Consider the following 23,295-nt stretch of genomic DNA (forward strand, 5'->3'; position numbering starts at 1 on the left):
CTTGTACATGCTGAAAGGATTCGATTTACTCAAGAGAAGAAAGATTGGCAGGATTATGAACTTATTAAGGAAATATTGGAGGCCAAGGGGAAAAAAGCAGGTGCACTCACCATCAAAATGATTTTAGAGAATAAGTATTTTGTCACGATGAACCATTTCCAGCGCCGAGTGAAAGAACTAGGGCTGAAACAATCCATGTCCGAAAGGGCAACTGTTGGGATAACGCCCCTATGGAATCATTCTTTGCCCATTTTAAAGATGAAGTGGATTATTTGGAGTGTCAAACTTTTGATGAGTTACACCGATTGATTGAAGAATATATGGAAGAATACAATACAAATCGTTACCAATGAAGCCTAAATAGAATGACTCCCGCACAACGCAAAAAAGGACAGAAAAGAGTAATGGCAACATTCCCTTCTCTGTCCTTTTAACTGAGAGTTTAACTCTATGCTAAAAAGAGTCTTCCTCTTTGGTGGCGTTTTATAAACGCGCTCTCCAGAGTTGCGTCCCATTGTGGTTCTCTTACCTGAGAGATTTGTTCAAGGTTTTTTTGGAACTTGCTCCTTCGGTGGCTGTCTACATTGCACTCTCCCACAATCGTCAACCGCTATACGTTTTTTGAAATACTCTAAATATTCTAAATGGATAATTATTTACATAAGTGTTTTTTATGATATCGCCTCTATATTTATACATATTCAGGAAACTAAGAAAAGATAAAACGGAGGAAAATCACTTTATATCCGCAAAAGCTTTCAAATTTAACAGACTAATGTTTCTTTATGAAGTTCTGATCTTGATGATCGCTGATTGCATCCTGGTTTTTCTCTTTTTCTTTTAAAACATAACTAAGCAAGTCTAATGAGAGGCGCGCTGCCACTTGTCCAGTTATTCCCGTATGATCGTAAGGAGGAGCTACTTCTACCATATCAAAACCGATTACTTCTCCTCTTTTTGCAATTCCATGGAGTAATTCGTTGACTTCATCATAAAGCAGGCCTCCAGGAGAAGGTGTGCCTGTCGCAGGGGCGATCGATGGGTCGAGGCCATCAATGTCCATGGTAATATAATATTTTTCACCTGCTGGAATAAGTTCCAAAACCTGTTCAAATCCCATCTTTCTCATTTGGCGGGGAGACAAGATGACACTTCCGTATTCTCTGGCAGCATCGACATCTTCTTTTTTACTGCTGCTGATTCCCCGAATGCCCAATTGGAAAATCTTTTGAACATGATTCATTTCAGATAAGCGGCGGATGCAGCTTCCATGTCCAACCCGCATTCCTGACCGGTGATCTGCCCAGTCTAAATGCGCATCAATCTGGATCACATGAAATGGCCCGAGTTCACCCAAGCCCTTTCCTACTGGAATTGTAATGGAATGATCTCCACCTAAAACAACCGGCATTGCACCTTTTGAAACGATTTTCCGAATGGCTTCTTCCGTATTATCATGGGATTGCATCATATCCCCATGTACCATGTCTACATCGCCGCAATCAACAACTTTCCATTTCGGGCCAAGATACATGATATCATTTTCAATATCATAGGCTCCATCTAACCCGAAACTATATAATGTAGAGCCTTCACGAATTCCTCTTGGACCCATTCTTGCGCCTGACTTCCATTGTGTTCCCATATCATTTGGAACTCCAATGACAGCTACATCTGCATCTAGCTGGTCTAGATCCGGACATACGGGATATTTCCCGAAAGTACAGATTCCGGTAAAAGGTAAATTAAGATGTTGTTTTTCATTATTCGACATGTACTTTGCCTCCCACTTGTATTACGTTCTCGTTAATATATATGCAAGCTTCATGCCAACCTATAAAACTAGGCAAAACGGAATTGTGTAGTCAATAATGACTACCAGGAACCAACATATTTTCTGATTACTCGATTCTCCTTAGTAAACGCTACAGAGAAAGAGCGCGAGGGAATATAATTCATATATAGTAAAATATTATTTTTGTTTTATTAGGTCTTAAAAAAGACAAATCTTGATGAACTGGCTTTTTACTCGTAAAATAAAACAATTAGGCTGACAGCTTTCTTTCTGTTAAAGCCCATCTTCAAAATTAATATTTGAAAATTTTTAAATTTAAAAATATTGGTGAATTCAAAAAAATGCATCCTCTATTATTAGTCAAAAATTTCTTCGATGTAAGTATTACTCACTCTCTTTTACTCATTTACCTCTATTTCTCCATTTTTAATGATCAAACCACTTGGTTGGCTCCACTTCTAAATTAATGTTGATTTGTTTTACCTCACTAAACTCATCTAAACCAAAAGTTCCTAACCCCCGACCAATCCCGCTCTGCTTGTAGCCTCCCCACGGTGCTTCATTGTAGGCTAGATTGTAGGCATTAATCCATGTAATTCCGGCTCTTATTTTCTTAATCACTCTTAAAGCCTTCGCACCGTCTTGGGAAAATACACCTGCTGCGAGGCCGTATGGAGTATCATTGGCAAGCTGGATGGCTTCCGCTTCATCTTTAAATTTTTGTACAGTCAGTACTGGCCCAAATATTTCTTCCTGAACAATTCTCATGTCCGGTTTGGTATCAACAAATATTGTCGGCTCAACAAAATAGCCCTTTTCAAGTCCATTGCTTGTGATACGCTTGCCGCCGCAGGCTAATGTCGCCCCTTCTTCTATGCCATGTTGAATATATTGGAGTACCTCATTCATATGTGCTTCACTGACAAGGGCACCCATTTCTGTAGATGGTTGATCACCAGGGCCAACCCGGATCTTTTTCGCTTTCTCTATCAGTCTATCGATAAACTTGTCGTGAATGCTCTCTTCAAGCAGCAAACGCGATCCTGCATTACAAACTTGGCCGGCGTTGACAAAAATTCCATATAAAGCATAATCCACGGCCGTCTCAAAGTCAGCGTCGGCAAAAACGATGTTAGGTGACTTGCCGCCTAATTCGAGTGCAATGTTTTTAATATTTCCAGCTGCTTTTTGCATGACGTTTCTTCCTGTTGACGTGCTGCCAGTAAAGGAAACCATATCAACTTTATCGCTTTCCGCTAGTTCATTTCCTACTGTTCCCCCACCACCCATAACTAGGTTTGCAACGCCATCTGGTATGCCAACTTCTTTGATAATCTCGAACAATTTAGTGGTGGTAACCGGAGTTATCCCGGCTGGTTTAAACACGACCGTATTTCCTGCAGCAAGGGCAGGGGCTATTTTCCAAGCTCCCGTCAGTAAAGGAAAATTCCACGGAGCGATCAGTCCACATACCCCTACCGGCTCTCGAACAACCATAGCCTGTACAGGACCAGAAACAGGATATGTTTGGCCGTCAGGTTTAGTGACTAAGCCGGCATAATAACGAAAACAATCCGCTGCGTCAGCAATGTCAAACTCTGACTCTTTAAGAGGTTTTCCGGTATTGGCTGTTTCAAGTTGGCTAAGCTCAGATACATGTTCTTCAATTTTCTCTGCTATTTTAAATAAATAGGAAGCCCGTTCCGAAGCCGGTAAGTCCGACCAAATCCCGGAATCAAATGCGGTTCGTGCCGCATCAATGGCCATCTTGGCATCTTCTGCATTTCCGTTAGGAGCCTCTGCAATGATCTTGCCGTTTGCCGGATTTACAATATTTTTCTTCTGTTTACTTAAAGAATCCATCCACTCACCGTTTATAAACATTTTCAACTTATGCAATTTGAAAAACCTCCAGTTCGTTATTCTTACTTTATAGCAATCTCATATCCATAAATAGCTAATTATGTACCCGCAGCAAGTGGGCATACGCATGTTTTCTGTAAACCATGGCGGCCGCCCAATTAAAACTCCCATTAAGCCGACCGCCGATTCAAAAATTCTAGATCAACATTAATCTAGTTAAATTTTTAAATTAATGTTGTGTTTTTCGCCTCATAAGTCTTTTGAAATAATTCCAAATAATCTGCAGGTGTCACTTTTCGTGAATTAGTCTGTGTACACAAATGAACGGATGCTCCTTCAGCAAGGAATGGGAAATCTTCAGGATTAATATTATTTAAATCTCGGAAATCAGGAATGCCAATTTTACGTGCAAGCTCTTTTAACAATACAACACCTTCATAGGCAGTTTCCTCTATTGTTTTACCTTCTTTATTTGCTCCAAGCTTTTCAGCTACAATTGAATGCTTTTCAGGGTTTGAAGGAATATTAAATTCAAACACATGTGGAAGAAATATGGAATTCGCTACCCCATGTGGAGTATCATAAAGACCTCCAAGTGGTTCAGCCATAGCATGTACAGCACCAAGATCCGCGTGATTAAATGCCATACCTGCAATTAAACTGGCTACAAGCATATTTTTCCTTGCTTCTAAGTTGTTCCCATTTTCTACAGCTAACGGAAGGTACTTAGCAATTAATTCAATTGCATAAAGACTGAGAGCATCTGAAATCGGTTCAGCAATATTGCTGGTATAAGCCTCTATAGCGTGTGTAAGTGCATCCATTCCGGTAGCAGCAGTAATAGATTTAGGCAGAGTTAGAGTTAATTCAGGATCCAAAATTGCTAGTTTCGGAGCCAGTCTAATGTCAAGTATAGCCTCTTTCTGTTTTGTAACTGTATCTGTAATGACAGAACCTGTTGTAACCTCACTTCCAGTACCTGAAGTTGTAGGAATACAAATAAGTGGAGTGATTTCTCTCTCTAGTAAATTAAAACCGTAACGATCTCTAAGCTCTCCTCCATGGGTTAAAAGTGTACCAATTGCTTTTGCTGTATCCATCGAACTTCCGCCGCCAAGACCTATCAAAAGATCTATTTCCTCGTCTTTAAATTGTTGATAGGCTCTATGGCAATCTACATCTTTTGGATTAGGAGTAATTTCATCAAAAACAATATAATTGACACCTTCTTGGTCTAACGAATCGGTAACCTTTTGTAAAATTCCAGTTTGCGCCAGTCCTTTATCGGTAATTAGAAGTGCCTTTTTTCCTCCTAGCTCTTTTGCTCTTTTCCCAATATTTTTAACTTTTCCGTTCCCAAACTCTATAGAAGTAGGAAGATTGAAATTAAAATCCCAGATCATCATTAATGTCCCCTTTCAATTTTTCAAACTGTGTAATAGTACAGTGATTCACTCTTATACTCTTTTACTCTTATACTCTTTTATATCAACTTCTCCATTTTTAATGATCAAACCACTTGGTTGGCTCCACTTCTAAATTAATGTTGATTTGTTTTACCTCACTAAACTCATCCAAACCAAAAGTTCCTAATCCACGGCCAATTCCGCTCTGTTTGTAGCCTCCCCACGGTGCTTCATTGTAGGCTAGGTTATAAGCATTAATCCACGTAATTCCGGCTCTTATTTTCTTAGTCACTCTTAAAGCCTTCGCGCCGTCTTGTGAAAATACACCTGCTGCGAGGCCGTATGGAGTATCATTGGCAAGCTGGATGGCTTCCGCTTCATCTTTAAATTTTTGCACGGTAAGTACTGGCCCGAATATTTCTTCCTGAACAATTCTCATGTCCGGTTTGGTATCAACAAATATCGTCGGCTCAACAAAATAGCCCATTTCAAGTCCATTGCTTGTGATACGCTTGCCGCCGCAGGCTAATGTCGCCCCTTCTTCTATGCCAAGTTGAATGTATTGGAGTACCTTATTCATATGTGCTTCACTGACAAGGGCACCCATTTGTGTAGACGGTTGATCACCAGGGCCGACCCGGATCTTTTTCGCTTTCTCTATCAGTCTATCGATAAACTTGTCGTGAATGCTCTCTTCCAGCAGCAAACGCGATCCTGCATTACAAATTTGGCCGGCGTTGACAAAAATTCCATATAAAGCATAATCTACGGCTGTCTCAAAGTCTGCGTCGGCAAAAACGATGTTAGGTGACTTGCCGCCTAATTCGAGTGCAATGTTTTTAATATTTCCAGCTGCTGCTTTCATGATGCTTCTGCCTGTCGATGTACTGCCAGTGAACGAAACCATATCAACTTTATCGCTTTCCGCTAGTTCATTTCCTACTGTTGCACCACCACCCATAACTAGATTTGCAACGCCATCTGGTATGCCAACTTCTTCGATAATCTCAAATAATTTAGTAGTCGTAATCGGAGTGACCTCGGATGTTTTAAACACAATCGTATTTCCTGCAGCAAGGGCAGGGGCTATTTTCCAAGCTCCAGTCAGTAAAGGAAAATTCCACGGAGCAATCAGTCCACATACCCCTACCGGCTCTCGAACAACCATGGCCTGTACAGGACCGGAAACAGGATATGTTTGGCCGTCCGGTTTAGTGACTAAACCGGCATAATAGCGAAAACAATCCGCTGCATCCGCAATGTCAAACTCTGCTTCTTTAAGAGGTTTTCCGGTATTGGCTGTTTCAAGTTGGCTAAGCTTAGATGCATGTTCTTCAATTTTCTCTGCTATTTTAAATAAATAGGTAGCCCGTTCCGAAGCCGGCAGGTCTGACCAAATCCCGGAATCAAATGCGGTTCGTGCCGCATCAATGGCCATCCGGGCATCTTCTGCATTTCCGTTGGGAGCCTCCGCAATGATCTTGCCGTTTGCCGGGTTAACAACATTACTCTTTTGTTTACTCAAAGAATCCATCCACTCACCGTTTATAAAATTTTTCAGCTTCAACAATTTGAAAAAACCTCCTGTTCGTTATTCTTACTTTAACAATCCCGCTTTAAAAATAGGTAACGCTTTCATTTTTCCTTATTTTCAAAATATTCACACCTCCTTTAGTTACATATACTTACTTCAGTGTAAAAAACGGATTAAAAGTCTTCTACCTTTTGGGAAAGAATTTTTTCATTCATATCTTCTACCTCTTGAGGAATGATCTCCTCATCAAAATGAAACTCAGGAAGAGGCTTGCGGAAAAAATTTGTCATATAAAGAAGATATGCTAAGCCACATATCACCCAAATGCCTCCAAGAATCAATGCCTCTATTGCTAAATGTGACCATAACCACATAGTAAATACTGCGCCAATGAACGGTAAAAATAAATACCTTATGCAATCGTTAAAAGATCGTTTCTGATTTTTTATAAAATAATGGGCGATGACAGATAGATTAACAGATGTAAAAGCAATGAGCCCTCCAAAATTGATAAACTTGATGACTTGCTCCAGAGTTAACACGACGCCTAGTAAAGAAATTATTCCTATCACGATAATACCGTGTGACGGTGTTTTAAATTTGGGATGAATATAACCAAATAGATTTTCAGGCAATACTGAATCCCGGCCCATTGCATATAACACACGTGATGCGCTTGTAATTGAAGCAACTCCTGAAGAAAAGTTACCAATAATTACCGCAGTAATAAATAATGATTTAAATAGGTTTCCTCCAACAAGTATAGCGATTTCCATGGCTGCTGAATCAGTGTTTTCAAATGAAAAACCCGGATAGACCAATTGTGCTAAGTAGGAAGAGCCAATATACAAAACCCCTATTAATAGCAACATTATGATAATAGCTCTTGGGATGGTTTTTTCAGGATTGATTGTTTCCTCTGACAAGGTAGTAAGTGAGTCAAAACCAAGGAAACTAAAACAAAGAATTGAAGAGCCTGCTAAGATGACGGACAAGGGAACCTCTGAATTGAATAATGGTTTACTCGAGAAAAGAGTTCCTGTCCCAACTCCATCTAATAAATTTTTGACGGTTAATATCCAGAAAAAACAAACGAAAATGATTTGAGCAATAACGAAAATTTTACTTGCGGATGCTGATGTCTTTACCCCTAGTATGCTTGGTACAACTATGATAGTAGTTAAAAGAATAATCCACACATAATGTGGAATCCCTGGAAACACTGCACTTAAAAAGACAGTGGACATCAAACACGTCACCATAGGTGTTAAAATATAATCAAGCATAATTGTCCAACCTACAAGAAACCCAACTTCAGAATTAATAGACTTTTGAGTAAATGTATAAGCTGAACCTGAGATAGGATATGCTTTTGCCATCTTTCCGTAGCTGAGCGCTGTAAACAGTATCGCTAGAAATGCAATAATGTACGCACCCGTAATTACACCATGTGAGGTTACGGTAGCTATTCCATAGGTATTAAAAAATACCATGGGGTTATTCCAAGCAATCCCTAAAAAAACAACCTGTGTCAAAGTAAGTGTTCTAGCAAGTTTCTTCCGTTTCATAATCAGCTCCCTCACATTTATAAAGAATACTCAGAAGATTTAAATTATTGTGTATTTTGATTATAAAGGTTGTTGTAACACAAAGGTCAACACCTGTATTATATTTTATAAGGGGGCGATTAAACTGAAAGAAAAATTAACAATTGGTGAGATGGCAAAGTTACGAGGGATGACTACGGAGACCTTGCGTCATTATGATCGGATTAACTTATTCAAGCCGCAATATATCGATTCACATTCGGGATACCGCTACTATTCTATTTTCCAGTACGAGGTTTTAGGAACCATCAAAGAATTACGGCAACTTGGAATGAGTACGGACGAAATAAAGGATTATTTCAAAGAACGCAATTTTAGTAAGTCTTTGGACATTCTTAAAGCAAAGCACGCAGATCTTGTTTCAAAGCTGAACGAATTAACTGACTTGGAGGAAAATATCCGAGAAAAAATTGTATATTTGGATCACGTAGCAAGAGAAAAGGAACTTCAAACGGTTATGTTTCGTGAATTAGGACGCAGGAAGTTAATTACATTGAATGAAAAAATCAATAATAATTTGGAACTCTGTTATGGTGTTCTAAGTCTAGAAAATATGCTTGCTGAGAAGACACCGATTCTTGCCAGTAACAGACTAGGCATTCTCATCCAGGAAGCGGATCTTAGAACTAAACGTTTTGAAGAACCATCAGTCATTTTCGTTGTGGCAAAAAGTAAAGAAAAAATACCAAAACAGTACCAACGGATCGTTCCGGCTGGGTTATTTGCGTGTATCCGATATAACGGAGAATTACTATGGAACCGAAGCGAAAGCTTGAGTAAAATATTTGATTATCTTGATGAAGGTGGTTATCAAATTACCGGCGATGCGCTGCAAATTATGCATGTTGATATTACGATCACAGATAAACCAAACGAGATTACCTTTGAAATTCAAGTTCCCGTTCAAAAAGTCTGACCTATTTGCGCAGGACAAATGCTTATTTGTATGGTTTAGACGAAAGATATAGGAGAAGTTTTGATATGGAATTGAACTAGCTAATGGCTAGTTCTTTTTTCAGAAGGGATGCCAACGAAAAAACAATTAAGAGGAAAGCCTCACTCTTCGCGTTGTAAAATTTACATATTACACTAATATTTAACGGTAATTATTTAATTATTGGCTTTAATATTTAATCCAAAAAAAGATGTGTACCCAAAGCGCTCCCATTTGGCTCCATACTACACAGGCAATTAAAAGACTCAGGCTTAACACGATATAAGACTTTTTCTTCCACATTATAATTTATCCTCTTTTAAGGATTGAATTTTTTGTTCCAATTTTTCAATTAAACTTTGGTCAACGTCTTTCATGGCATCAAGCAGCTAATGACAGCACCACCAAATTCATCTAGCAAATTCTCAGTTAGTTTCTTTGAATGCTCTTCTAAAAACTCCTCCTTAGACTGCACGGGGCGAAATAATGAAAGCCACCCTTCAGACCTCTTTTAGAACGCCTTTATCAACTGACGATTCATACTGTCATCACAGTATGAAATTTGATAGGCTTGTCATGCCCCAAGGACTGCTGAACCACTTTAATACTCAGCTCATTTTTATCCCATAAATATTCCATGATATTAGCCTCTAATGGACCAAAGAAACGATTCAGTCCAACTTCATCATATTTAAAATTTTTAGGGACATGGTTAAAAAATCCAAGGTATCTAAAAAGGTTCAAAATTTTCTACGTGAAAATGGCGACCCTTATAATTTTCTGAATCGAAGTATTCCTTTTGCATCCAATGGATACCTCCTCTATCCACTTGTGAAATCCAAACTTTTAATCAATCATTTCTTCTTTAAATAACCTATCCCTTTATAACGAACCAGATTGGTTTTTACTTTTCCTCGTTTATAACCCCTAATCGCTTGTTTAAAGGCATTTATAGCTGTATATGTAATGGTTTCTTGTTCAACTATCTGTGAAATAGATTTTGTATCAAGGAAAACACTTTTCCAAAAGTCTTCAATCACAGCTGCATGATCAAAGAAAGGCTTAACAGCCTGGACAAATTCTTTAGGAACATAAGAAGCTGTAAAAGTAGAATCTAAAGGAACATCCTTACGTGTATTTAATCTTTTAATAGTGCTAGTTTCTAAAAGATTACTAGTTTCCCTTTCCAAATGTGAGGGTTCGTCCTTACTGCCGCAAGGCTTCTCTTGATTCTCGCAATACGTCAATTTTCTCTTTTTTAATACATCAATTGTATTGAAAATATAGACATTATGTCCTTTGCCACCTTTAGATTTTGCTGTGTTTTCGATGGATAAAATGCCTAAATCTTTCGCTTTTCTCAACATCCGTTCAAACGTGGAACGGCTGACGCCAAATCCTTTCAATTTTTCATTGATGGCTTTTACGAGCGTTCCGATCTTGGCGTTGGCTACACCTGCATATTTTGCGGAGAACCGGACCAGGCGTTTGAACGCGATTAGTTCTCCTTTGGTGAAATCTTTTTTATGTTCGGCTAGGAACATTTCAATCGTGTTGTTAAACTCTTTTATGCTGCTAAACTTGCTGTAGTCTTTAAAGTTTTCGATTCTGCCTGCGACTAACATGGTATTTCCTCCTTAGAGGACAATAAAAAAGACACTGCTCCCGATAAAGATTAAGGGAAACAATGTCTTTTTTATTGTGTCTAAATAGAAAGAAACAATATTTTTTCCTTGAAACTGAAAGCAATATACACTAAAATAAGTGATATAACTTTATTAGTAACAAAGAACTTCGACAAGTGTTTTCCCTAGGGCAATTAGGGGGAACGGTTTAAGGGTGTTAGCGCACCACTTAGACACGTTGGAGTTCTTTTTTTCGTCCATATTTTATTATGGTTAATTATCCAACAATTGCTACCAAAAAACAAGCAAATTTGATAGTTTATGAGTCTTTACGCTAAAACGTTAAACTATAGAAAAAGAAAAAGCCTATAATCTTTGTCATATTTAATGCTTCAGTTTACATACAACTCCTTACCGGAAGTTCTAGCATTAAAAAAAGGTAATTCAGCTGAATTACCTTTTTTACGTTATAGAAAACCTTTATAGAAATAATCTACATCAAAACGATGGTAGATTTTCAAAATACCTTTTCCATCTGTGTTTTCCACTCCCGAATTTTATATTAGTACCTGTGGGGATTGTAGTTGGTGGCTTCCCTGAGTTTCTTTATTCACTTTCCAAAAAGTCGAGCAAAGAAGCCCTTTTTTTGTTTATCCGGGTTAGTATCCGGGTTTTCGTTGGCAGCTGCTATTAATTGTTTAGCTTCCTTTGCTGCTCTATTGGATTCATCCAGTTCTTTATCGCGTTCTATACTTCCTCTAATGCTAGATACTTCACCTTTTATTTGTTGGATACCTGAGATAACAAACTCTTTATTAAAAGTTTCCTGATTATCAAGCTGTTCTTTCATTTGTTTATTTTCTTCCCTAAGTGCCGCCATTTCTTCACGTATGGCTTTTAATTCTTCCGCGATCAATTCCCCGGCTTTCTTTTCAGGTTCCGGCTTGAATGATTCTCCACCAGTAGCAAAGTAATGTTCTATTTGCTTCATACTCCAGTTTTGTTCGCGGTGAAGAGCTTGTATCTCTTTGAAGCGATCTATTCCTTCACGCTTATAAATGTTATAGCCGTTACCTTTGTCGCTCTTTTCGTGCGGGATATATTGGCGCAGCTCCTTAAACCAGTTTCTAATGACATTTGGAGTTTCATCTATGAAGCTTGCTACCTCTTTTACGGTAAAACCTTTATCCAAGTTTTCATCTTGCTTTTCGTCACCTGGATTTTCACTTTTATTCAAGTTTCCTACCACCTTTCGAATATGGATAAAAACATGGGTAAGTTGGATAAATAGGTTTGGTAAGTAAATTTACAAAGGGGTTTATCTATCTTTTAGAGCTATGTATTTATTAATTACTCATGAGCCTGGTTAAATCCTGCCATGAATCTAAGTATAAATTAAAAATCCAAGTTTTATAAATAAAAACGTTTGTTTTGTGTTCAAGGGGTACGGAAACGATTCGAAGAATGAGGGGCCACTATGGAAAACAAAAAAATGAAGAATTAGACGTTAAATGACGATAAAATTGTTCCATTAAAGGCATTATTCTATAAGAAGTCAAAGAAAAACCCAGTTTTTTATACAGGGGTACCGCCAGCGAAACGCGGATTAACAACGCTAAGGGGCGTAGAACCCAAGAATCCCTTGATATGACAACGTTAAGAGAACCTTCCTAATCTCCATATGTCATAAAGTCCCTTAATCAAATGAAATATTGCATAACTTGAATGCAGGCTTTTTGACATGATGAAATCAAAGGATATTAGGCTTATCATAAAACTAAAAGAGCAGCCACAATGGCTGCTCTTTTAAATTGAATTTTTACAACCAAATAGGTGCCTTTTGAACCTTTCAACCAATAAATATTGGTTATCCTTTAATACACAACTTTTGTAAAATGTAATTTGATTTTTAGAAGAAAAAAAAGTTTGCCCAGTATGCCACGAGAATTACAATAACAATTGAAATAATAACTACTGTTTTATTGCTATTTTTATCATCTTCTTTTTGCCTGATTTTTTCTCTATATTTCATTTGCACCTTTTTCTTTTTTTCATCTATCTTCATATATGAAACAACCCCTATAATCTCACATTACCAAAGTAACCTTTATTTAATCTTCTACAACTCTGCCCTTAGCAGTAAAACATAGTAAGCTACATAAAGGAACTTATAAGAAATAAGGTAGCCTTGTCAGCCATTTCTTTTCAATTTATTCTCTTTTTGTCTTTGCTCTTTACAATAATTTCATACGATTCCTTACCTAATATTGACGATATTTCCTCTGATTTCAGAAATTCAACAATCATTGATTCAATTTCTGTTCCAAGTACTTTAGCTTCTGGATCAGAACTTGGGATGGAGGTACTTATTATGAAATTCAAAGGCTTTTCTTTATAACCTACTCCTGTAACCTTAAATTCCTTTTTTGACATTAGTCCTTCAGCAATTGCAGGTGTAATTAATGCTCCTGTATCTGCTTTTTCTATCTTTACAGTCGATCTATTTACATCAATACTATAATCTTTATAGTCATTCAATTCTGTAACGTCAATTGCAATTTTCTCAACATCACTTTTAACAGAATCGTAGTATTTCTTGGATCCGCCCATATCTATAAAGATAATTTTTTCTTTAGGATCAGTTTGTACCAAATCAAATTTATAGTCCAATTGTTTTAGTTTTTTTGTAACCTGATTATCAAGTATTGTTTTTTCTTTCATCTCTTCTTCATTAAGGACATAATCATTTTGTGCTTGTTCTTTACTAACTTTTACGGAATAGGCATCATAGCCTTTTGATTTTAAAATTCCTTTGACGGTCTTTTCAATATCATCTTTTACTTCATTAAAATAATCATAAGAACCCTCTACTCTTACTTCTAATTCCTTTTTAGGCTTGTAACTGATTCCTGTTCCACTAATTTTGTAACCTTTTTCTTCTAATTCATCAAAAATCAGATTGTTTATCGGTTCAGATTGAAAAATTAAGCCTAAATACGGAATGTTTGATATCACTTTTGCCATTGCAGGGGAAACAAAAGCAGAACTTATAAACAATCCAAATAATAATACAGCAACACTGCTAATAAACATTATTCTTTTTCTCAGACTCCATCTTTTTCTATCACTTTTGCTTTCAGGTTTAAGTTGTTTATGCCGTTTATTATCTTTTTTTGCATTCTCCACCCCTAAAATAACCCTATTAGTTAATTCCTTTGGAATCTCTATTTTCTCCATCTCTTGCCTTATCTTATTGTCCATACATATCTGACCTCCTAGTTTTTTTGCGAAGGCGTTGTAATGCTCGATATAAAACTGATTTAACCGTGCTTAAGGGTGTATTTAAAATCTCTGAAATCTCACTAAAGGTGTATTCCTGATAGTATTTTAGTAATAGAACAGTTTTTTCCTCTTCATTTAGTTCTTCTAATAAATCTTGTAGTGTTAATGACAAAGGGATATCTTCCGTGCTGTTGGAAATAAAATCAACCACTTCTGTGTTTAAATGAACCACTTTGTTATTTTTTCTTAATAAATCAATTGCACAATTTATCGTAATTTTTATGATCCAGGTTCTAAAGAGCTTCAAATCATTCAATGTATTAAATTTTAGGAAAGACCGGTATGCTGTTTCCTGCACGATGTCTAGCGCATCATCCTTATTTTTCACATAAACAAATGCCATCCTGTATATCTCTTGTTCATATTGCTGAAATAATTCTAAAAAATCTTGATCCTTATCTCCTTGATTTTTGTAACTAAATTCAATTATGTTAATCACCTTCTTTTTTTGTACATATACCTATTAGACGAAAAATTTCCTATTTTGGCCGAAAGTTTTTTTGAATTATATATTACTTAGTCAGTTTAGATAAAAAAAATGGTTTAAAATTTGATAAAAAAATCCCAAAAACAAACATTAAACCAAGAGGGACCTGAAGAAGAAGGTGGAATTAATGATCAATCAAGTGTTGATATTAAAATCACAAAAATATCTGATGATGTACTATTAGGGAATTTAATGTCAACACGTGGTGCTGGTGCATGGGATTACATAGGATACGATGCGTTTTACGGTACGTCTAAGACATTCTACTCCGGTGGAGGTAACCTTAGAATTCTAATAGCCCAACCTTATACAGGCCCTTCAACTAAGTGGTTATATAAATTAATAGAAGAAGATCCCGCAAGTACCCAAACCGTCAAGTCTTTTGAACTACCTAATTCAAGTGGAACATACACAGTAGACTTCAAGGTTGGCAGTTTTGTTGATGGAGCTAATGGTAAGGCTGAATTACATCTAGTTAAATTAACAGTTCCAACAAGTAAGGTTGCTACAGAATGGTATGATTGAAAATAGACACCCATCCTCTTATAAAGAGGGTGGGTTGTTTTTATATTACTTGAAGTTGAGAAATAAGACCGTGATCTTACTTTGGAGCTATCTTATGTTTTTGTTTGGCTTCGCATAAACTTCTTTTGTGTCTGCAATCCCGTTAAAAAGGTCGCCAATTGGCGACCTTTTCATGACACTAAAAAAGCTATAAGAACACTTGAATTTAGTGATCTACCAGAAGACACAAACATCACATACATCAAATCCTCTGTTCCACAGAAGGTTTATCAAAAAGATGGAAAAGCATTTACTCTTCAAGCTTATATAGTTGTAAGTGATTCTGCTGCTAGTAATGAAGATGCACTAGATTTTGGTTTTATATCTACACCAGTTAAATAAGTCCAAAAGAGGGATGCCATATAAAATGGCGTCCCTCTTTTAGACTTATTGTTTTTCAGCATTATTGTCTCCTTTAGTGAATGGTTCTTTTTTACACTTTTTGAATGTATGATAATGTAAAGAATCGTACATTTGGTAGATAATTAAGGCTATTCCCTATAACCAAAAGCCTTTGGAAGAGGGATATATATAGGGAAGGATTAAGGGAACGAAAATTACCTTATTTATCATCATCAAGTGGTTAATATTCAACTTCCCTAAAACGAACATTTAAAGGGAAACTCTTTATTTACCAAGGGTTTCAGCCTTAACGTGGGAAATATGATAAAAAGTTGGTGCTACCCCATTCTGAAGGAGAAGACTTCAAAAGTTACCCAAAGATTATTTCCTAATTTTTGGGTTCTATTACAGTTCTTGTTGTTTGATGAACCTTATATAGGTTATCATTTTTTATTGTTTCAAAAGGGTCAGGAAAGGCAAATAGTTGTAAATTAGTATCCATATTTACAGTAGAAGTGGTTACCTCATATACATATGTGCGTTTTGGTTGCGTTTTGACATCGAGTGTAGTTTCATTATTTATTTTAGCTTGATTCCAGTTTTCAAAAGCAACAACTTTATATTTAACTCCTTTATCTACAAAAGTGCTACCCATATGTAGATATGTTTTTTGGTTTGAATCTATATGACTAATTAATTGTCTGTCAATTTGTTTTCTGCTAAAAAATATTGAGTTTTGATCACCTTCTGAATCGTATATGTAATCTGGATCTTTATATTTGAAAGTGATATCCTTTATATCTGATCCTTCGATAATATATCTTTTGGCATAAGCTTGTTCATAATAAAATAACTGCTCAATATCCATTTCTTTAACCATGGAATCCGGTTCTTTAACAATTAATATTATTAACTCTCTAGTATTAGGATTTACTTTAAGTGATAATGGTATAGTAATTTCCGTATTAGATTTTGCTTTTATTCTGCATAAATCCTTTGTTTTAACACCGTTACAACTAAATTCACTTTGAATATAGTCCTGCATCACTATAATTCCATAAGTTGTCTCTTCGTTCATAATATGACCCAAAAACAACTCTAAACTAGCAATAGATTCTTCGTTTTTATGTAATAATTCATTATCTAAAATAGGTTCTCCAGTATCTTTAAATGCAGCTACAGCTAGAGCATTATTCTCTAAATAACCGATTTTCTCACTGGAATTTGAATCAGTTTCCGTAGAATAACTAAAATTAAATTTGAAATATAAAAGAGAAATTGCAAGTAACGACAATAAGAAGATACCAAATATAACATTATATTTTTTCAATTAGAATACTCCTTATCTAAATTCAATAGTATATGAGGGATGAAAATAATGATTTCACCCCCTCATATTATATTTTGTTTTAGAAAGATTGCTTTGTTTGTGGGTACCAATCTACATATCCACTTCTTTTAAATGTATGGTTTCCAATAGCATAAGCAGTTGGACCTATTTCATTTCCAGGATATGTTATTGCAGTAGCTATAGTTGAGTGACTAATTGAAGAAGTTGCTGTATTCCCCAATTGAGTGCCATTTCCCTTAAATGCTCTAGCTGTAGCACCTATTGTATTTTGCTGATAAGTTGCTGTTGAAGAAGATTTAGCATACCAATTTGAAAGAAACGGTTTCTTAGCTTCAATTTTTGCAGATCTTTTTCCAGCTGCATTAACGCCTACTGAACTATCTGGATGTTCATCTACTGTTAACTCAATACCATTTACTTGGACTTCTTCACCATCAATATATTCTACTGTGTCGACATTTCTTACAGTAGGATTATATTCAAATGGTTCTTCTGCAAATACGCTTGAAGTAACACCGGCAATACTAACTGCTACCACAACTGATCCAATTAACTTTTTCATATTGTCCCCCTAATATATTTTAGAAGATCTTCTAAAATATATCATAGTATTAATTGGAATAAATATCCATCAACAATTAAGAAAATTCTGAATTTTGAGACTAATTAGCTAGAAAATTTTTATCAGAAATATGAAAAGGTAATCAGAGAACGATTACTAAAGAATACCTCAGACTCAGTTGGACAATAAATATATCTTTAATATTTACATCAAATTTTACCCCCATAACAGGGCGGTGCAAAAAAGTAAAGGTAAACTCAAAAAAAAATTAGACATGAACTATTAAGAATTCAAAGGTATTCTTTGCGAAAAATCACACTCGATTAATAATTAATTAAGCTTATATTTTATAATAGGCGTACCACCATATAGCCCATCAAGCTAAGAAAATAAATGCCCCCAAAATGATTTTTAGTTACTAGCTAAACAAAGCTCGACTTTTTCACTTAGCCAGACGTCCGTAAAAGTATATGGGATTTAGTGAACGTCCGTAAAATGTTTTATCACTATTGCGAACGTAAATTGCGACTGTTATGTAAAGAAATAGTACCGTTCGTAAAAGTCTACTTTTATGAACAAAACATTAATCTTTACAAAAAAATCAAAGTGAATAAGTGGAAACAAAATACAATCTATTACTCAAAACTTCCCATGTATCTCGGCACACCCCACTAAATAAATAGACCCAAAAAACTACCTGGAAAGAATTCAAGTAGTTTTTGGGTCTATTAGATTTTTTATAGTAGAATTTATTGATTATTTTATTAGTAAGAAACATCTCTCTTCTGTGATCCAAATTTGTTCCAGCAATTACTTTCATTCACACTACTTCTATTTCCATAGTATACGTCAACAAAATAAGAAGTTTTAGTCCAGTTTGGATCTCCTGTATCACGAATAGTTAAAGAGCTAATATTCCCATAACCAATAACATTTACTGGTGCATGAAAAGTCACTCTACTACCATATGGTATTTTAGGTTTTGAAGCAGTGTTTCCTCTGATACTTAATTGAGAAGCTGCTGTAGTCCCGACTGCATAATTATAACCTTGTTGTGAAGGCTTCTCACTAGCTGGGTTAGCTAAGTAACAAGTAACATCTTGATAAGCTCGAGTCACAGCTCCTGCGTTATCATTAATTGTTACAAAGAAAAATGCTACTAAAAATAAAAGTGTAAATATACATTTCTTGAAATTAAACATCCTTTTCCCTCCAATTTTATAATTTTTCCCATTTAGATTCAGGTGCAACTGATAAAAAGAAAAAATCTGTCATAGGACTGCTCAAGGATGTAATATTTCCATCTGTAAACCTGTATATTTCTTTTAACTTAATTGCACCACCGCCTTCAATTATTTCAAAAATACCTTTGGTTGTTACCAGATAGACAGATTCACCATTAGAACTATTGTAAAGTTTTAATATTGGTTCAGAAATATCAGTTGAAATCCACTCTTTATTACCTTTCATAAAATATGAAATAGTAGAGTCTTTAAATGTAAATATTTTATCCTCAAGTACAATTCCATCTATACCAAATGTAGGGATATCCAACTTAACCCATCTTTCTTCTCTTTTTTCAAAAATTCCATCTATAGTAAATGCAAAAAGTTTATTATCATTAGATATAATTGAATAAATTGTATTAGATAAATTTTGTTTCCTAGCACTTTTAGAATAAAGATCTATAGTATAGATCTCTCTTTCAGTAAGTACTGCTAAATTATTTTCATGTATAATAACATTACGAATATTGGTATTTGAGTATATTTTATCTATTTTCTTTGTTTTTAGTGAGTACTTAAAAATAGATTTTTCATTAAACAAATATATAATATTATTTTCGGAGAAATCAGGAGAAAATAGCACTCCATTTAAAGTATTAATATCAATATGTAGCTTCGTCCAATTAGTACCATTATTATTAGAAATTTTAATAATAGGTTTTTCACTATTCTCTTTTTTCGTGCTATAACCCCAAATTAGTATGGTTCTATCTTGACTAAAATCTGGAGATAAACTATGCCCTATAATAGACTGACCTTCCTCAGTTAGTACAAAGGCTTCATTTTTCTCTAACTTATAAAATCCCCCGCCGGTATAGACTTTGTTTATAGCTCCTAACATTTTTTTAGACTTAGAATCAAAAAAAACTTTTGTAGCTTTTCCATCAACATTATCCGCTTCTACTGATAAGACGTTTTCACCTGTTTCTATATTCTTCGCTAAATAGTAATGATACCCTTTAGCCCAGGTTACAGCAGGTTTCAAATTATACTCCTTAATAGCAACTTGAAACGCCTCGATACTATCCATTTTGATATCATCAATATTCATTACTATCTCTGAATTTAATTTACCTTCATTTAAAGACTTTTCCGTGATTTTTGCATCTTCAATTGTAATAGCCATATTGCTTTCAGAATTTATAGAAGCAAAGAGCATATTCCATTTCCTTCTTTTACCATCAGATGAACTAATATTGTCATCTACGCTAGAAACTTCAACTACTCCTACTTCGGAATCCCACTTTTCTGCTTCAGATAAACCCATATCTAGAGCTTCCAATAAAGAAAGATTTACAATGTTTTTATCTGAGATAACTGTGTCTATTGAGGTAGTATTTGTATCTTTAATGTTCTGAATAAAGAAAAAAAAGCTACCTAACAATACCAACAGCAAAAATATTTTTAAACTTTTAGCCATTCAACGCCTCCTAGTATTTATTAACATTATATATAATTCTATTTTAATAGATTGAACACCTTTAAAAAGGTATTTTTTAAAAAAAAAGGAAAAAATTATAAATAAATATAGTTTACATAAAGGCCCTTACCGAAAGCTACCAAACAAGAAAAACCTTGAATTCGGCCAAAATTGGTCAAATTCAGGGTTTCAATAAATCATAGGTTTGAAAAAGGGATAACTCCCCAAATGGCCATTCGCATTAGTCTAGGGGTACAGACAACATTTCGGAAAAAATGTACGTTAAGGCTATAACCGTTGATATAAAAGGGATGTTCCACTAACGTTCGTTTTTGGTCCTACAACAGGGAAACCCATATTTTCTTTGAAAACAGCTAGTTTTTAGAACCAAAACTCATTACCGAAAACAAAGTTCCATCAAAATGATTCGAAATCATTTTTGGGTATGGCTTAGCGTACAAATTTCCAAAATGTTGGCGAGACCCCGTCTAGGAATAAATAATCTCTCAAATATAATAAACACCCTCAAAAGAGGGCGGGATTGTTTGTTACTATCATCTTTCCATTTCCCAAGCACGCTGACGGTTTTTTCCTTTATTTTTAGTTATTGATAGATTTTGTTGCTGACGTTTTTGTTCTCTCTGCATGTCCCTTCCTGCCTGTTCAACGCCCTTCATAATGGCACCTAATAAGTCGAGACCTTTTTCTTGGGATTGAATCTGACCTTTAAGCGCAGGAACTCTAGCTTCCATTTTCACTAAAGTATGGAACTGTTTTTCAAGGTCCACTCTTCCAGAAATGCCTTCCTTTTTCATCGAATCTTGGTAGCTTTCACGTGTGGAAATAGCCTGGTCATACTCTTGTTTAGCCGATTTTGAAACAAGCAGTTTTCCTTTCAAGAAAGGATTGTTCTCGATTTTTTCAACAAGGGCATGATGTTTTTCAAAATTCCCCAAATAGCCTTCAGCACGCTGCAGGCGTAACCGGTGCTGATCCACACGATCCAATTCACCATGGAGCCTGTGAATCTCTTCTTTACGGTTATTTAGCGTGTTCTGGATGGTCTCTATTGGAACCACTTGATTTCCGTTTGCTTGTTTCATGTCCATAAGCTTATTAGCCGTTTCAAGGCTTATATGGAGCATTTCAGGACGTTTTGGATAGTAAGAAGCCACCTGACGCACAAAAGCGTTCTGATGGGCTATTCCAGCCTTTTCTAAGACCTTTCTTTCCTGATGGATGTGTCCACGCACCTGTCGACTTTCCTCTAGGAGACTTGGATAATCGGTTTGATGTTGACGTTGCATCTGGTGAAATTCTTTTTCGGTATGGAAGCCAAGTTTTTCTCGGTAGGCATCTAGCGTTTTATCCCGTGATTTTATTTGGTCTTCTGCTTTTGACATGTCCAGCTCGGCTTGTTCTTTTGTCATTCGATTTTCCTTAAATTTAAAAGGATTCATCCAATTGATACTTTCCAATTGTTGCTGGGCTTGCTGGCGTTGATTTTCAAAAATGTGAACCCAACGGTAGGTTTCAGCAGCCCCTCTGATCGTTTCCTCTTTCCATCGTATCTGTTGGTCATCTTTATTCACTTGATTCTCCCACTGATCGAGCTCTTTACATTTTACAAAGATTTCTTGCAAGGTAGGTTCACGATCCAGGTTCAAAAGCTTAGAAGCTTCTTGTAAGTGAACACGTTCTGCAGACGTGTTGAAACGTTCGGATTGTTGCCGTTGTTCTTGCTTCCGTGCTTTTTCTTGTTCCAGGGCTTTCTTCTCTTCTCGGTATGTTTGAATATCCACAACAAGACGATTGTATTCTTGACGATCACGATTGATCGTTCCCCTGTCCGTTTGAACCCCGCGCTTTTCCATTTCATGAGCCACATGGCCAAGATGGACTGTAGGAAATAGAATCAGGTTTCGTTTTTCATGGGATTCATGGGAGATACGGTCCTGAATGCCTTCCCGTTCTAAAGATTGATTCGCATGTTCTGCCCACTGTTCACGCCATTGCACCAATAATTCTTTTTTGTTCCAATCACGATTTTTAACGGTGAATCCTTCTTTGGAAATTTCGCGAGTGGTCAACATCACATGAGCATGGGGATTGTCTTGGTCATCACGGTGAACCGCCACATCGGCAATCATGCCTTGATCGACGAATTCTTTTTGCACATACCCACGAATTAATTCGGTTTGTTCTTGATGGGAGATTTCTCTAGGCAACGCGATATTAATTTCTCTTGCGACTTGTGAGTTTTTTCTGATTTCCGATTTCTCGACTTCATTCCAAAGTTGTTGCCGATCTTGTACCCATTCTGGAGAATGAGAAGGCGCCAAAATCATGGTTTCTGGTTGCACTTCTCTTTTATAGAATTTGGTTTCATTCATTCGTTCGTCCGTTAATCGTTCACCCGAACGATAAGCTGCAGAAGCGACAGCCGATTGACCTTTGCTTCTGGAAATCATTTGGGCAGAGAAATGGTAAATGGCCATGATCGCGCACCTCCTTTGATGGGTTTGATGGTACGAAATGAAACAGCAAGCATCGAAGATGGTGGCTGCTTTATTTCGTTTTCGCCGAACAGGCGAGGCCTTTTCGTATCCGTCCCGTAGACGGATACGTCTTTTCCATTCGGCCTGCAGCCGAATGAAGGGTTTGTTTTTTGGTATTCGCTCCCTAGCGAATATGCTGTTCCGTTGCGTAGCAACCGCACACAAACGGAGTTTGTATAAGTGCGCCCTTTGCTCTTCGATCTCAGGGAATCATGCCACACTCATTGTAGCGATTCTTGCCTTTTGTCTAGTATTCTATCACCTATTTCGCTATACTTAAAGAAAATTATGGGAATGAAGAGAGGGTTTGGTTTTATGGCTCGTAAAACGGACAGTGAGAGATTACAAGAATTAGAAGAAAAGATGGAGAAAATGAAGGCGAAAAAACAGCAAGTGGAGAGTCGAATCAAACAAAAGGAACGAAAAGAACGGACGAAACGATTGATTGAGATCGGGGCCATTTTTGAACATCACTTTGAGATTACGAGCAAGGAAGAAGCTGAAAAAATCGCATGGGGATTAAAAAAAGTGGTCACGAATCGAAAAGAGGATCTATTAAAACTTTCCATAGAAGAGTTGAAAAACCAAAAGGAAAGAGAGCTTCAGAAAAAATAATGGA

The 23,295-nt window shown here is 36.3% G+C and carries 21 protein-coding genes and 2 riboswitches; of the genes, 4 read left to right on the forward strand and 17 right to left on the reverse strand.

The features are described 5' to 3' along the window. Positions 1-230: 230 nt before the first annotated feature. Positions 231-353 carry an IS3 family transposase gene (locus tag NST21_RS28890; protein ID WP_445670523.1) on the forward strand — a complete coding sequence of 41 codons (123 nt, stop codon included), beginning with the start codon at positions 231-233 and terminating at the stop codon, positions 351-353. 60 nt (positions 354-413) lie between these two features. Then, positions 414-507: riboswitch (glycine riboswitch) on the reverse strand. Then, positions 508-607, reverse strand: a riboswitch (glycine riboswitch). Between the two features lie 165 nt (positions 608-772). Here the strand turns inward: NST21_RS28890 and speB are convergent. From speB to NST21_RS15150, 5 genes are all read right to left on the reverse strand, one after another. Further along, positions 773-1,774: an agmatinase gene (speB, locus tag NST21_RS15130; RefSeq protein ID WP_057216381.1), complete on the reverse strand. Its 1,002-nt coding sequence runs from the start codon at positions 1,772-1,774 to the stop codon at positions 773-775. A gap of 447 nt (positions 1,775-2,221) precedes the next feature. Then, the gene (locus NST21_RS15135; RefSeq protein WP_340889942.1) at positions 2,222-3,694 is read right to left on the reverse strand and encodes an aldehyde dehydrogenase family protein; all 1,473 of its coding nucleotides are present in this window, start codon (positions 3,692-3,694) and stop codon (positions 2,222-2,224) included. Positions 3,695-3,882: 188 nt separating this feature from the next. Further along, positions 3,883-5,064, reverse strand: a complete 1,182-nt coding sequence (locus NST21_RS15140) for an iron-containing alcohol dehydrogenase (RefSeq protein WP_242486889.1) — start codon at positions 5,062-5,064, stop codon at positions 3,883-3,885. A 97-nt stretch (positions 5,065-5,161) separates the two neighbouring features. Further along, positions 5,162-6,634, reverse strand: a complete 1,473-nt coding sequence (locus NST21_RS15145; protein ID WP_340889946.1) for an aldehyde dehydrogenase family protein — start codon at positions 6,632-6,634, stop codon at positions 5,162-5,164. 137 nt (positions 6,635-6,771) lie between these two features. Next, positions 6,772-8,166, reverse strand: coding sequence for an APC family permease (locus tag NST21_RS15150; protein ID WP_340889948.1), 1,395 nt, complete (start codon positions 8,164-8,166; stop codon positions 6,772-6,774). 151 nt (positions 8,167-8,317) lie between these two features. Between NST21_RS15150 and NST21_RS15155 the strand changes: the two genes are divergently transcribed. Beyond that, the gene (locus NST21_RS15155) at positions 8,318-9,121 is read left to right on the forward strand and encodes a MerR family transcriptional regulator (RefSeq protein WP_340889950.1); all 804 of its coding nucleotides are present in this window, start codon (positions 8,318-8,320) and stop codon (positions 9,119-9,121) included. 555 nt (positions 9,122-9,676) lie between these two features. Here the strand turns inward: NST21_RS15155 and NST21_RS28895 are convergent. The 6 genes from NST21_RS28895 to NST21_RS15185 form a co-directional block, all read right to left on the reverse strand. Next, positions 9,677-9,778 carry a hypothetical protein gene (locus NST21_RS28895; RefSeq protein ID WP_445670524.1) on the reverse strand — a complete coding sequence of 34 codons (102 nt, stop codon included), beginning with the start codon at positions 9,776-9,778 and terminating at the stop codon, positions 9,677-9,679. Positions 9,779-9,993: 215 nt separating this feature from the next. Then, positions 9,994-10,764, reverse strand: coding sequence for a hypothetical protein (locus NST21_RS15165; RefSeq protein ID WP_340889951.1), 771 nt, complete (start codon positions 10,762-10,764; stop codon positions 9,994-9,996). A 610-nt stretch (positions 10,765-11,374) separates the two neighbouring features. Continuing rightward, positions 11,375-12,001, reverse strand: a complete 627-nt coding sequence (locus NST21_RS15170) for a MerR family transcriptional regulator (protein WP_340889952.1) — start codon at positions 11,999-12,001, stop codon at positions 11,375-11,377. A 672-nt stretch (positions 12,002-12,673) separates the two neighbouring features. Beyond that, positions 12,674-12,829: a hypothetical protein gene (locus tag NST21_RS15175; RefSeq protein ID WP_340889953.1), complete on the reverse strand. Its 156-nt coding sequence runs from the start codon at positions 12,827-12,829 to the stop codon at positions 12,674-12,676. 140 nt (positions 12,830-12,969) lie between these two features. Further along, positions 12,970-14,025: a DUF4030 domain-containing protein gene (locus tag NST21_RS15180; RefSeq protein ID WP_340889954.1), complete on the reverse strand. Its 1,056-nt coding sequence runs from the start codon at positions 14,023-14,025 to the stop codon at positions 12,970-12,972. After that, positions 14,015-14,545: a sigma-70 family RNA polymerase sigma factor gene (locus NST21_RS15185; RefSeq protein ID WP_340889956.1), complete on the reverse strand. Its 531-nt coding sequence runs from the start codon at positions 14,543-14,545 to the stop codon at positions 14,015-14,017. Before NST21_RS15185 ends, NST21_RS15180 begins: the two co-directional genes overlap by 11 nt. Positions 14,546-14,656: 111 nt before the next feature. Between NST21_RS15185 and NST21_RS15190 the strand changes: the two genes are divergently transcribed. Then, on the forward strand, positions 14,657-15,118 hold the full coding sequence (locus NST21_RS15190; protein WP_340889958.1) for a hypothetical protein: 462 nt from the start codon (positions 14,657-14,659) through the stop codon (positions 15,116-15,118). 302 nt (positions 15,119-15,420) lie between these two features. Here NST21_RS15190 and NST21_RS15195 read toward each other — a convergent pair whose 3' ends face one another. The 6 genes from NST21_RS15195 to mobQ all read right to left on the reverse strand — a co-directional run bounded on the left by NST21_RS15195 (position 15,421) and on the right by mobQ (position 22,616). Continuing rightward, positions 15,421-15,561 carry a hypothetical protein gene (locus NST21_RS15195; RefSeq protein WP_340889964.1) on the reverse strand — a complete coding sequence of 47 codons (141 nt, stop codon included), beginning with the start codon at positions 15,559-15,561 and terminating at the stop codon, positions 15,421-15,423. 326 nt (positions 15,562-15,887) lie between these two features. After that, on the reverse strand, positions 15,888-16,829 hold the full coding sequence (locus NST21_RS15200) for a hypothetical protein (RefSeq protein WP_340889966.1): 942 nt from the start codon (positions 16,827-16,829) through the stop codon (positions 15,888-15,890). Between the two features lie 79 nt (positions 16,830-16,908). Continuing rightward, positions 16,909-17,412, reverse strand: a complete 504-nt coding sequence (locus NST21_RS15205) for a hypothetical protein (protein WP_340889968.1) — start codon at positions 17,410-17,412, stop codon at positions 16,909-16,911. 764 nt (positions 17,413-18,176) lie between these two features. Beyond that, a complete protein-coding gene (locus tag NST21_RS15210; RefSeq protein WP_340889970.1) occupies positions 18,177-18,614 on the reverse strand; it encodes a hypothetical protein in 438 nt (145 codons plus the stop codon). Between the two features lie 16 nt (positions 18,615-18,630). After that, complete coding sequence (locus NST21_RS15215; RefSeq protein WP_340889972.1) at positions 18,631-20,118, reverse strand: hypothetical protein; 1,488 nt, start codon at positions 20,116-20,118, stop codon at positions 18,631-18,633. Positions 20,119-20,672: 554 nt separating this feature from the next. Continuing rightward, positions 20,673-22,616 carry a MobQ family relaxase gene (gene mobQ, locus NST21_RS15220; RefSeq protein ID WP_340889974.1) on the reverse strand — a complete coding sequence of 648 codons (1,944 nt, stop codon included), beginning with the start codon at positions 22,614-22,616 and terminating at the stop codon, positions 20,673-20,675. 375 nt (positions 22,617-22,991) lie between these two features. Here mobQ and NST21_RS15225 point away from each other — a divergent pair, with 375 nt between their 5' ends. After that, positions 22,992-23,291, forward strand: coding sequence for a hypothetical protein (locus tag NST21_RS15225; protein WP_251037956.1), 300 nt, complete (start codon positions 22,992-22,994; stop codon positions 23,289-23,291). The last annotated feature ends 4 nt before the right edge of the window (positions 23,292-23,295 follow it).

Origin of the sequence: Peribacillus sp. FSL K6-1552, from assembly GCF_038005205.1 — a bacterium.
GTDB lineage: Bacteria > Bacillota > Bacilli > Bacillales > DSM-1321 > Peribacillus > Peribacillus butanolivorans.

Bases quoted from the DNA above. Each gene is read 5' to 3' on its own strand.
- NST21_RS28890 (WP_445670523.1), top strand. From the start codon at position 231: ATGGAATCATTCTTTGCCCATTTTAAAGATGAAGTGGATTATTTGGAG.
- speB (WP_057216381.1), bottom strand. From the start codon at position 1,774: ATGTCGAATAATGAAAAACAACATCTTAATTTACCTTTTACCGGAATC.
- NST21_RS15140 (WP_242486889.1), bottom strand. From the start codon at position 5,064: ATGATGATCTGGGATTTTAATTTCAATCTTCCTACTTCTATAGAGTTT.
- NST21_RS15150 (WP_340889948.1), bottom strand. From the start codon at position 8,166: ATGAAACGGAAGAAACTTGCTAGAACACTTACTTTGACACAGGTTGTT.
- NST21_RS15155 (WP_340889950.1), top strand. From the start codon at position 8,318: ATGGCAAAGTTACGAGGGATGACTACGGAGACCTTGCGTCATTATGAT.
- NST21_RS28895 (WP_445670524.1), bottom strand. From the start codon at position 9,778: ATGGAATATTTATGGGATAAAAATGAGCTGAGTATTAAAGTGGTTCAG.
- NST21_RS15165 (WP_340889951.1), bottom strand. From the start codon at position 10,764: ATGTTAGTCGCAGGCAGAATCGAAAACTTTAAAGACTACAGCAAGTTT.
- NST21_RS15175 (WP_340889953.1), bottom strand. From the start codon at position 12,829: ATGAAGATAGATGAAAAAAAGAAAAAGGTGCAAATGAAATATAGAGAA.
- NST21_RS15180 (WP_340889954.1), bottom strand. From the start codon at position 14,025: ATGGACAATAAGATAAGGCAAGAGATGGAGAAAATAGAGATTCCAAAG.
- NST21_RS15195 (WP_340889964.1), bottom strand. From the start codon at position 15,561: ATGCTGAAAAACAATAAGTCTAAAAGAGGGACGCCATTTTATATGGCA.
- NST21_RS15205 (WP_340889968.1), bottom strand. From the start codon at position 17,412: ATGAAAAAGTTAATTGGATCAGTTGTGGTAGCAGTTAGTATTGCCGGT.
- NST21_RS15210 (WP_340889970.1), bottom strand. From the start codon at position 18,614: ATGTTTAATTTCAAGAAATGTATATTTACACTTTTATTTTTAGTAGCA.
- NST21_RS15215 (WP_340889972.1), bottom strand. From the start codon at position 20,118: ATGGCTAAAAGTTTAAAAATATTTTTGCTGTTGGTATTGTTAGGTAGC.
- mobQ (WP_340889974.1), bottom strand. From the start codon at position 22,616: ATGGCCATTTACCATTTCTCTGCCCAAATGATTTCCAGAAGCAAAGGT.
- NST21_RS15225 (WP_251037956.1), top strand. From the start codon at position 22,992: ATGGCTCGTAAAACGGACAGTGAGAGATTACAAGAATTAGAAGAAAAG.